The sequence below is a fragment of the Methylomonas methanica genome (genome assembly GCF_001644035.1).
GTDB classification, from domain to species: Bacteria; Pseudomonadota; Gammaproteobacteria; order Methylococcales; family Methylomonadaceae; genus Methylomonas; species Methylomonas methanica_A.
Window position 1 is genome coordinate 36,360 of the sequence record NZ_LUUG01000077.1, and the last position, 8,370, is coordinate 44,729.

An 8,370-nucleotide genomic window follows, 5' to 3' on the forward strand; every position below is an offset into this window, starting at 1 on the left:
CCCAAGCCCGCTGTTTCGCCGTTTCTAAAAAACAGAAACAGAACGGGATTCAAGCATTTCCATCAAGTTAATCAATCGGATACCTGCGTAATAGCCGCGGGTTTTGCCGGGTCAGTCTGTCTCGAACGTGTAAGGGGCCGAGTTTAGCGTCGCAGGTGGACGCTGAATCCGTCTGGCCAGCACCCCGAGTTCGTCATCGACCGACACCAATTACTCGCCCGCGCAGCGAGTCATAAGCCGCGCACCTCACACTGGGTATACACCTCCGCCGGGTAGGCAACCCGTGCGTCAACACTCATCGTCATGAGTTTGGCCTTGTATACCAAAGTGGGGTTGGAGCCGGGGTCCCCCGCTCATGACGAAAGAAAAACTGTTTTACCAAGGCCACCCCGGCTCCCTTGTTCAAAGCCGACGGCTGATGTGCATGGCATTGCCCATGAAATCAGCCCCAGTCCGCTTTGGACAAGGGAGTCTGTTGCCAACCATTTTTTGGAGAATCGTATGCCGACCCAACCCACTAAATCCAACCCATCGAAACGAAAGTCGATAAATCAAGATCAAGCGGACGAAGCCGATATGGCAAACGCGGCTTCGGCTGATCGTGCCAAACCGAGAAAAACACATGATCGCAAACAGCGAGGAACACCCGGCAATAAACTCGGACGCAATGTCGGCCTGGGCAGTCGCAACCTGACCCGAGCCGGTAAAACCTGCGCCCATCAGTGCGGCAAAGCCTTCGCTACGCGCGGCACAATCGCCGAACGCTGGTCGGTGTTTGCCAAATGGCTGGAACAAACCCAAGGCATAAAACGCATGGAAGATATTAACCGCGAGCAGGTGATTGCATATGGTGAGGCGTTGAAATCCAGGGTGCAGCGCGACGAATTGAAAGCCTCGACGGCACAACTGTACGTCTCGGCAGTCAACAGCATCATGACGTCCGCAACGCACGGCGAATGGCAGACGGTCAGTCCAACGCGTGATTGCAGCATACCCAAGCGGCGCTACATTCCGGAAACCAGCAAAGCCATGCCGCAGTCGCAGCACGACCAGTTGCAAGTCAGTGTCGACGATGAACGCATTGCCGCATTGCTGAATCTGCAACGGACATTAGGCTTGCGTTTCAAGGAATCGGCTTTGCTGGATGCGCAAAAAGCGCTTGGCCAAGCACAACGGGAACAGCGCATCACGGTCTTCAGCGGCACCAAAGGCGGTAAACGGCGCCAGGTTCCAGTGTCAGCGGAAGCCTTGGCGACACTGGAAACAGCCGCCAGCCTGCAGAATGGACCTTCGATGGTTCCCGCTAATCTGCTCTATGTCGATTTTCGCAACCATTGCTACCTCCAAGCACAACAACAGCCATTCCAGTTTCATGGTCAGCGTCATCATTATGCCCAGCAACGCTATCAGGCATTAACCGGCATACCGGCGCCCATCAATACGACAATCTCCAAATCTACCTGGCATAGCTACATGGCAGCGCAGCTCTGCATTAGTCTGGAAGCCGCTGAAGCATTGGACCAACGTGCCCGAAGCATCCTCTCGCAGGAACTGGGACATGAGCGTCTGGAGGTGGTGCGTGTCTATATTGGTTAAACAGATCCAGGCTCTGGCCCACCACTATGTCCGCCAAGGCGCCAAGGCGCCAAGGCGCCAAAGCCCATCGCCGCTTGCAGGTCGGCCGCATGATCAAGTTCGTGGAATTCATTGAGCAAACAGAACGGCCGCATAACCTGCACGAAATCGGCAAACGCCATGTCATCGCCTTCTGGAAAGCCCATCGCGATCTGGCACCGAAAACCGCTCATGCCTATTGGCTGGCGTTATGCGTGATCTGGGAATGGACTGACAAACCGGGGCAACCGCCGAAACCATTATGTATTGCCAAATCCGAACATAAGGAGGATCAGCCATGAGTGAATTATTACTGGATGGGGAAACCTACGACTATCTGTGGCCGAGCGACCGCAGCCATTCCAAAGCCCAACAGATATCGCGCCGGTATCATGGCTGCACCGAACGGCCCTGCTGTCAGTGTCTGACGGATACACGGAATCGGCAATTGGTCATCAAAGCTCGTGGTCAACGATATTATCTGGCTCGGAAAGCCGACACCAGTCATCACCATGCCGAATGGTGTCTATTGTACGAGCCGCCGGAATCCGGAGGCCCATTAGCCAAACAGAAACCGGCAATCCAGTACGAAGGCGATATCGTCGATGTCAAACTGCAGACTCGGCTGACGCGTAACAGCTTCACGACCAAGCAAACCGACGACAATCCGGTTGCTGAAGACAAACCTAATCTACCTCGAAGCAAGGCGCCCTGCCTTAAACCGGGTCGGGCGTCCACCGGGCTAGTGGGATTGTTCCATGCCCTGATCCAGAAAGCCCAACTGAACGACTGGCAGCCGCAGCAATCGGAACGCCGGTTTGCAGCATCTACCCGAGCACTAACGAAAGCTGCGCAAACCATCACCCTGGAAAAGCAGCAACCCGTCGGGGAACGCCTGGTCATTACCCTCTGGAAACGGAGCCTGGAGCACAGTCAGGCCATCAACCTGGCTACGCTGCAAACCAGGACAGATGATCCACAACAAACTGCCATCGTGGTCGGTGAAATCATGGAGTGCCGGAACTCCACCAAGGTCGAAGGCTCCCTTGGGCTCAAATTGAAACTGTTGAACGTCCCACTGTGGCTGACGCCGCCCGTGGCCAGAAAGGCGACCAACAGCTTTGGTCAGTTACTCGACGAAATTGGCAAACCCGACCGGCGCATTTTGGCGATTGCGACGGTATTTCGCAGCAAAACCAGCTTTGCTGTCAGCGACATTGGACTGATCCGTACCAACCGGCAATTCATTCCGGTCGACTCATCCTATGAACTGCAGGTGGACGACAAACTGATTGCCGAACAGCGCAGATTTAGCAAGCCGTTGAAATTGGAGGGCGAACTACGATACCTGCTGGATTTTATGTTACAAGACTGCCAGGTTCCATGGGTCATGGAGGTGTTTGGCATCACCAACGATGACAAATACCAAGCTCAAAAACTGGAAAAGCTTCAGTACTATCGAGACCATGGCATTCCATGTTGGCAATGGGAACCTGACACCGAGAAAGTGATGCCGGATTTTTCGGTTAGGACATGAACTGCCATTGGCTGGGCACGCCCTATTTTTGCCACTCGCGCTTCTCCAAAGCCGCCAGTCGGCCGAAGCCAGATTCTGGAACTGGAGGACTACAAAGCCGACGTTAGCTACCTCAACCTATCGGCCATCAAGAGACAGTCACCAATTTTCAGTGGGGGACAGGTAACTGGCTCATTGCTGCCGATGATTTGGCTTGGGTCAAAATCCAATGGGCTTTTAGCTACTTTAATCGTCACACTGGACACCGTGTGGGTGTAGATCATGATTGTTTTCAAATCGCTGTGGCCGAGCAATTCCTGAATGGTGCGAAAATCGACGTTGGCCTGCAGAAAATGACTGGCGAAGCTGTGGCGAAACGTATGCACCGACGCACGTTGCACATGAGTTTTGTGCAAATGCCAACGCCTGTAGTCTTCACTTCCGGGCACCAAAGTCAGCGATTTGGCGGGGAACAACCATTGTCACGCAAATTCCTTGGCTGCATTTTTATATTTCACATCCAACGCACTGGATAAAAACACCCCGGCATTGCGTAAGCTAAGCCGCGACTCGAACGATTGACTAAGGGATGTGGGAACAGTCAACATGACACCCTCCAATTTCACCTATTGGTTCAGCTTGGATGATATACGGAAGGGAAAATCCTTGCAGTTCACAACTTTATTGTTGCGCCCCAGGTTTCGTGCTAGATATACCGTTAACAGCTTAATAATTTGTTAGGCGGCCTCAGGGGATGGACTGATGCTCTGGCGACGGTCCCTCGTGCAACCGATCAGGCTTGGCGAGGTCTTGCTGCTGGTAGCCCTCTTGGCTTTCTGCCGGGTCCTCCCGGTATTCTTGATCCCCGCCTGCTGCGAGATACTGCTCTTGGTGCTGATCGGCTGGGCCTGACCGTGCTCGGAAGGTGGCTCGCCATCATTGGGCTCTTGAGGGCAGGGTAGCACTGACGGACAAAAGGTGCTAATGTTTAACGCCATTGGCTCTGCCCGGCACTGGCAGAGCCAATGGCGCCGGGCGAGGTTTCGTAAGGAGCGATTAACGCTCATCTGAGAAGTCATCAAGGACGCGATAATTTGATGACAAGTGTAACCAAGGCTAAGATTAGCCTCGCTTGCGATTCCAATTCCTATCCGTGAGAGCAACATCATGTCGAACTTGCCTGAAGAAACCAAGAGGCGGCTGTGGACCGCAGGAAAGGGCGTGACGAAGTATCCCGCTCTCCGCGTTGTTGCGAACACAGAGTATTTTCAAAACGACTATAACGACTCCGATTTCCTCAAAGAAGCCGGCCTCACCAGCATGGCGGCAACGCTGGCGCAAGAGGCGGCCCAACTGTGGGAAAAGCGCATGCTAGAAATCCTGACATCGTATTGCTATCCCTCATTGTGGACGGTGGCCTGTGTCCTGACCGAAGTCGAGAGGACCGCCGCCCGCACTGGGACCTGTATTCTGATTACACCGATGGACAACCGGCCGAGATTGAAAGAGTCCTCCGGCGACAAGCGCGAAGACGTTTTTCTGAAAAACTTCAACGCTCACACGTATGGACGCGACGCCGGCGGCCACAAGAGAGATTCCAGCAAGGGCATCAAGGGCGACGGCGACTTTGCCATTATTCAGTTCAATCCATTCACCTGGGACAAGAACAGCGCCCTCAGGGCGATGGCCGACCTCATGTACGCTAAGGACTTTGCGGCTGGGATGGAAACCGAGGACGTCCTGTTTCATGAGATCGTACATGCACTTCGCGTCATGCAGGATCTCGTGGACGATCACGAGGACAAGGAGATGTTCGAAGGCTATAACCAGATCGAGGACTTTCTGGCGGTCGTCCTGACCAACATCGCGATCAGCGAAAGGAATCCCACTGTTCCGCTGCGCCGTCACCACAATTTTTTTGAGACAATCCCAACCCACCTTTCGACATCGAGCGGCTTTCTGAGCCATGCGCCGAATGTCGATAGGCTGAAAAAGGCCTACATTGAGGAATTCTCCCTGTTCCACAACATTGCAGGCTCGCCGCACCGCAACTCATTCAATCCGATACGTGAAATGATAATGGCCCGACGACCATGATGGGGACCATCGACTGAGGCTGCCGTCATCAGGGTACGCCGGCTTCAGGCTTAGGGCCGCAGGCTGGGTAGAGCAAGGAGAAACCCAGCAGATACTTTGAAATAACCGAGTTTCTTTGCATTCAAACTGTTTTTGGATTACAAGACTTTTCAGTTTCGAAGCTGGGTTTCATTATCATTCAACCCAGCCTACCTTTACAAACCCAACGTCGGCTCATAATCCATTTACTGCCATTTGAAAAGCCAAAACGATTGTCTCTTATGGGTCGCCTGGCGACCCTCTGCTCTTCAGATTCATCGCCGGAAAAAAGCTGTCGTTGAATTCCGAAACCTGAAAGGGGCCGTTCGGCATTGAGTTAAACCGACTCAAATCAGCCTTTCGCGGTAATAATTTGGCTTACCGGTTAGTACTATACAGCTGACTGTCGCTTGGATGAAAAAGAGACCATTTCAATCAACGAGTAGGCAAAACGGAGCTTGATTGATTATTTGGCCTTCGGGATTTTCTATTGGTCATGAACTAAACTTATGATGCATTGAGGTATATCGTCATAATTTGATCAACATTTGAAATTGGGCTTCAACTAGATGAAAAATCTTGAGAAAACTGCGACGTTGAGTTGTTCAACTGGACTGCCGACGGTCGAGTACAGCTCACTTTCTAGCGAGGAACAGGAAAAGATCCTGCATCTTCAGCAGGCCATTCTCGAGTCAGTCGCGCTCGGCGTCGATCATATGGAAATCATCAATCAGGTTTGTCGCTTGGAAGAGCAGCTTCTGCCAAACTCGGTCGGTTCTGTGATGCTGATGGATGAGGCTTACGAATTTCTAAATGTGTATGCGGCACCCAGTATTCCGCCTGAAGGTGTTGCTCAGCTTAACGGCCTGAGGCCTGGGCCGGGTGGTGGGTCTTGCGGCAATGTTATCTATCGGCAAGAGCCGCAGTTCGTCAGCAATACCTTCGCCGATTTACGTTGGCAAGACCTGCGACATTTGGCCTACAACTTCAATCTCTGTTCCTGCTGGTCGGTACCGATTTATTCCAGCGAGCAAAAGATTAAAGGTACGTTCGCACTGTCCAGTTTTGAACATCGCTCACCAAGTCCATTCCACCAAAAATTGCTTGAAATCGGTTCGTCAATTATTGGCATCGTGTTGGATCGGAATAAGTCGCTAGAATCTTTACGTTTGTTTCAGAAAGTTTTCGAGGGCAGTGAAGAAGGCATCATGGTCACTGACCCTAACAAGGTTATCCTGTTGGTGAATCCAGCCTTCAGCAAAATGGTGGGCTACACTAGTGAAGAGCTCTTGGGCGAGACGCCCAAAAAACTGTCGTCTGGTCACCACGATCGAAGCTTCTATGCTGCAATGTGGGACAGCATAAACACATTCGGCCATTGGCACGGTGAGATTTGGAATCGTCGCAAAAACGGTGAAATCTTCCCCGAATGGCTGGCGATTTCGACAGTCAACGATCTGTCGGGCAAAACTACCCACTACATTGGCATTTTTAGCGACATCAGCGAACGCAAAAATGCCGAGGAGCAAATTCGCTATCTGTCTTCGCATGATGCATTGACCGGGCTGCCTAATCGCATGCTGTTCAAGGATAGGCTTGAAAATGCGATAGCTTTTGCGGCCCGGTCCCATCATAAGGTCGCGGTGTTGAATCTTGATCTCGATCAATTCAAGATGCTAAACGACTCATTGGGGCACACCGCAGGCGATGAACTGCTGCGTTGCGTTACCTCTCAGTTGAAGGTATGTGTACGCGATACCGATACGCTGTGCCGCCCCGGCGGAGACGAGTTTTTCATAGCATTGGCCAATATGCCGGATACCGATTCGATCAGTACTATGGTCGACAAGATCCTCGAACACATCGCCAAGCCTTTTGTACTTGAAGGACGGCATTTATCGTTGTCCTGCTCTATCGGTATTGCCGTCTACCCTGATGATGGCGGCAACTTCGAGACGCTGATGAAGCGAGCGGACAAGGCCATGTATCAAGCAAAAGACGCCGGTCGCAATACCTATCGCTATTTTACCGAGCAACTTAACAGCGATAGCTTTGAATATATGCGCATCACCCATGAACTACGCGAGGCGGTAAAGTGCAAGCAATTCACGCTGCATTATCAGCCGCAGATTGACCTCGCCACGGGCAATGTACAGGGAGTAGAAGCTTTAGTTCGGTGGAATCATCCGCTCGAAGGGCTGATTCCACCTGGGCGATTCATCAGTATTGCCGAGCAGAACGGCTTAATTGTCGAGATCGGCGAATGGGTGCTGAATGAAGCGTGCAGGCAAGCAGTCGCTTGGCAAATGGCAGGCTTGCCGCCAATAGTGATCGCGGTCAATATGTCCGCCGTTCAGTTCAAACGCGGCAATGTCGAAAACCTGGTGCGTAGTGCATTAGATAATAGCGGCTTAGATCCGCAATATCTCGAAATAGAATTGACTGAGTCGATTCTCCTGCATGACATGGATTACATGCTGTCTTTGCTAAAAGACTTAAAGGATACTGGACTAAAGCTTGCCATTGATGATTTTGGCACTGGCTACTCTAGTCTTGCTTACCTTAAAAAATTTAAGATCGACCGTCTGAAGATTGACCAGTCTTTTGTGGGTGATATAGCCATTGATCCAAATGATGCAGCTATCGTTCGCGCTATTGTGCAGATGGCGCATACCCTGAATCTGCGTGTCATTGCCGAGGGCGTAGAAAACCAAGAAATGCTTGAGTATCTAAGCAGTTGCCAGTGCGACGAAGTGCAAGGGTACCATTTTGCCCGACCTATGCCTCCAGAGGCATTCGCTGCATTTATGGCGGATAAGACTTAGGGCTTGCGGCAATTGCCACTAAAAAAAGGCTTTTCAAGTAATTTTTCACCGGTGAGATACGTTTGTGTTTAATCCGGTTACTCCAGAAACGGAGTCTATGACAGAAAGCCGGTGTTTAACGGCTTTGTTGCATAAATAGACAACAGCCCCATGTTAGAAGGGAATTCACTAGTCCCCAACTTGTGTGCCCAAGCCACAACCGAAGAAATACCGAACCCAAAACTGGCCTGATTACAATCAATCTCTGAAGCAGAGAGGCGCGATGCTGTTGTGGATTGATAAAAAGATGGATTGGTTAGC

Annotated in this window: 8 protein-coding genes; 5 read left to right on the forward strand and 3 right to left on the reverse strand. The window is 51.6% G+C overall.

All coding sequences use genetic code 11. The features are described 5' to 3' along the window. Positions 1-501 precede the first annotated feature (501 nt). From A1332_RS13345 to A1332_RS13355, 3 genes are read left to right on the forward strand one after another with little or no spacing between them, the layout of a single operon-like run. Positions 502-1,596 (forward strand): integrase domain-containing protein, encoded by a 1,095-nt coding sequence (locus tag A1332_RS13345; RefSeq protein ID WP_197491457.1) that lies wholly within the window; start codon positions 502-504, stop codon positions 1,594-1,596. Between the two features lie 26 nt (positions 1,597-1,622). Beyond that, positions 1,623-1,916: a hypothetical protein gene (locus A1332_RS13350; RefSeq protein WP_064008979.1), complete on the forward strand. Its 294-nt coding sequence runs from the start codon at positions 1,623-1,625 to the stop codon at positions 1,914-1,916. Next, positions 1,913-3,151 carry a DUF1173 family protein gene (locus tag A1332_RS13355; RefSeq protein ID WP_064008980.1) on the forward strand — a complete coding sequence of 413 codons (1,239 nt, stop codon included), beginning with the start codon at positions 1,913-1,915 and terminating at the stop codon, positions 3,149-3,151. Before A1332_RS13350 ends, A1332_RS13355 begins: the two co-directional genes overlap by 4 nt. 107 nt (positions 3,152-3,258) lie before the next feature. Here the strand turns inward: A1332_RS13355 and A1332_RS26510 are convergent, their stop codons facing one another. Together A1332_RS26510 and A1332_RS26330 are read right to left on the reverse strand one after the other, a co-directional pair. Beyond that, positions 3,259-3,579, reverse strand: coding sequence for a tyrosine-type recombinase/integrase (locus A1332_RS26510; RefSeq protein WP_419865993.1), 321 nt, complete (start codon positions 3,577-3,579; stop codon positions 3,259-3,261). Positions 3,580-3,612: 33 nt separating this feature from the next. Next, the gene (locus tag A1332_RS26330) at positions 3,613-3,738 is read right to left on the reverse strand and encodes a hypothetical protein (RefSeq protein WP_269454660.1); all 126 of its coding nucleotides are present in this window, start codon (positions 3,736-3,738) and stop codon (positions 3,613-3,615) included. Between the two features lie 559 nt (positions 3,739-4,297). Between A1332_RS26330 and A1332_RS13370 the strand changes: the two genes are divergently transcribed. Further along, positions 4,298-5,227: a hypothetical protein gene (locus A1332_RS13370; RefSeq protein WP_064008983.1), complete on the forward strand. Its 930-nt coding sequence runs from the start codon at positions 4,298-4,300 to the stop codon at positions 5,225-5,227. Positions 5,228-5,814: 587 nt separating this feature from the next. Continuing rightward, positions 5,815-8,070, forward strand: a complete 2,256-nt coding sequence (locus tag A1332_RS13375) for an EAL domain-containing protein (protein ID WP_197491458.1) — start codon at positions 5,815-5,817, stop codon at positions 8,068-8,070. Between the two features lie 95 nt (positions 8,071-8,165). On the opposite strand, the gene A1332_RS26515 is transcribed toward A1332_RS13375, so the two are convergent. Then, the coding region (locus tag A1332_RS26515; RefSeq protein ID WP_419865992.1) for a hypothetical protein at positions 8,166-8,370 on the reverse strand (205 nt) is incomplete at its 5' end.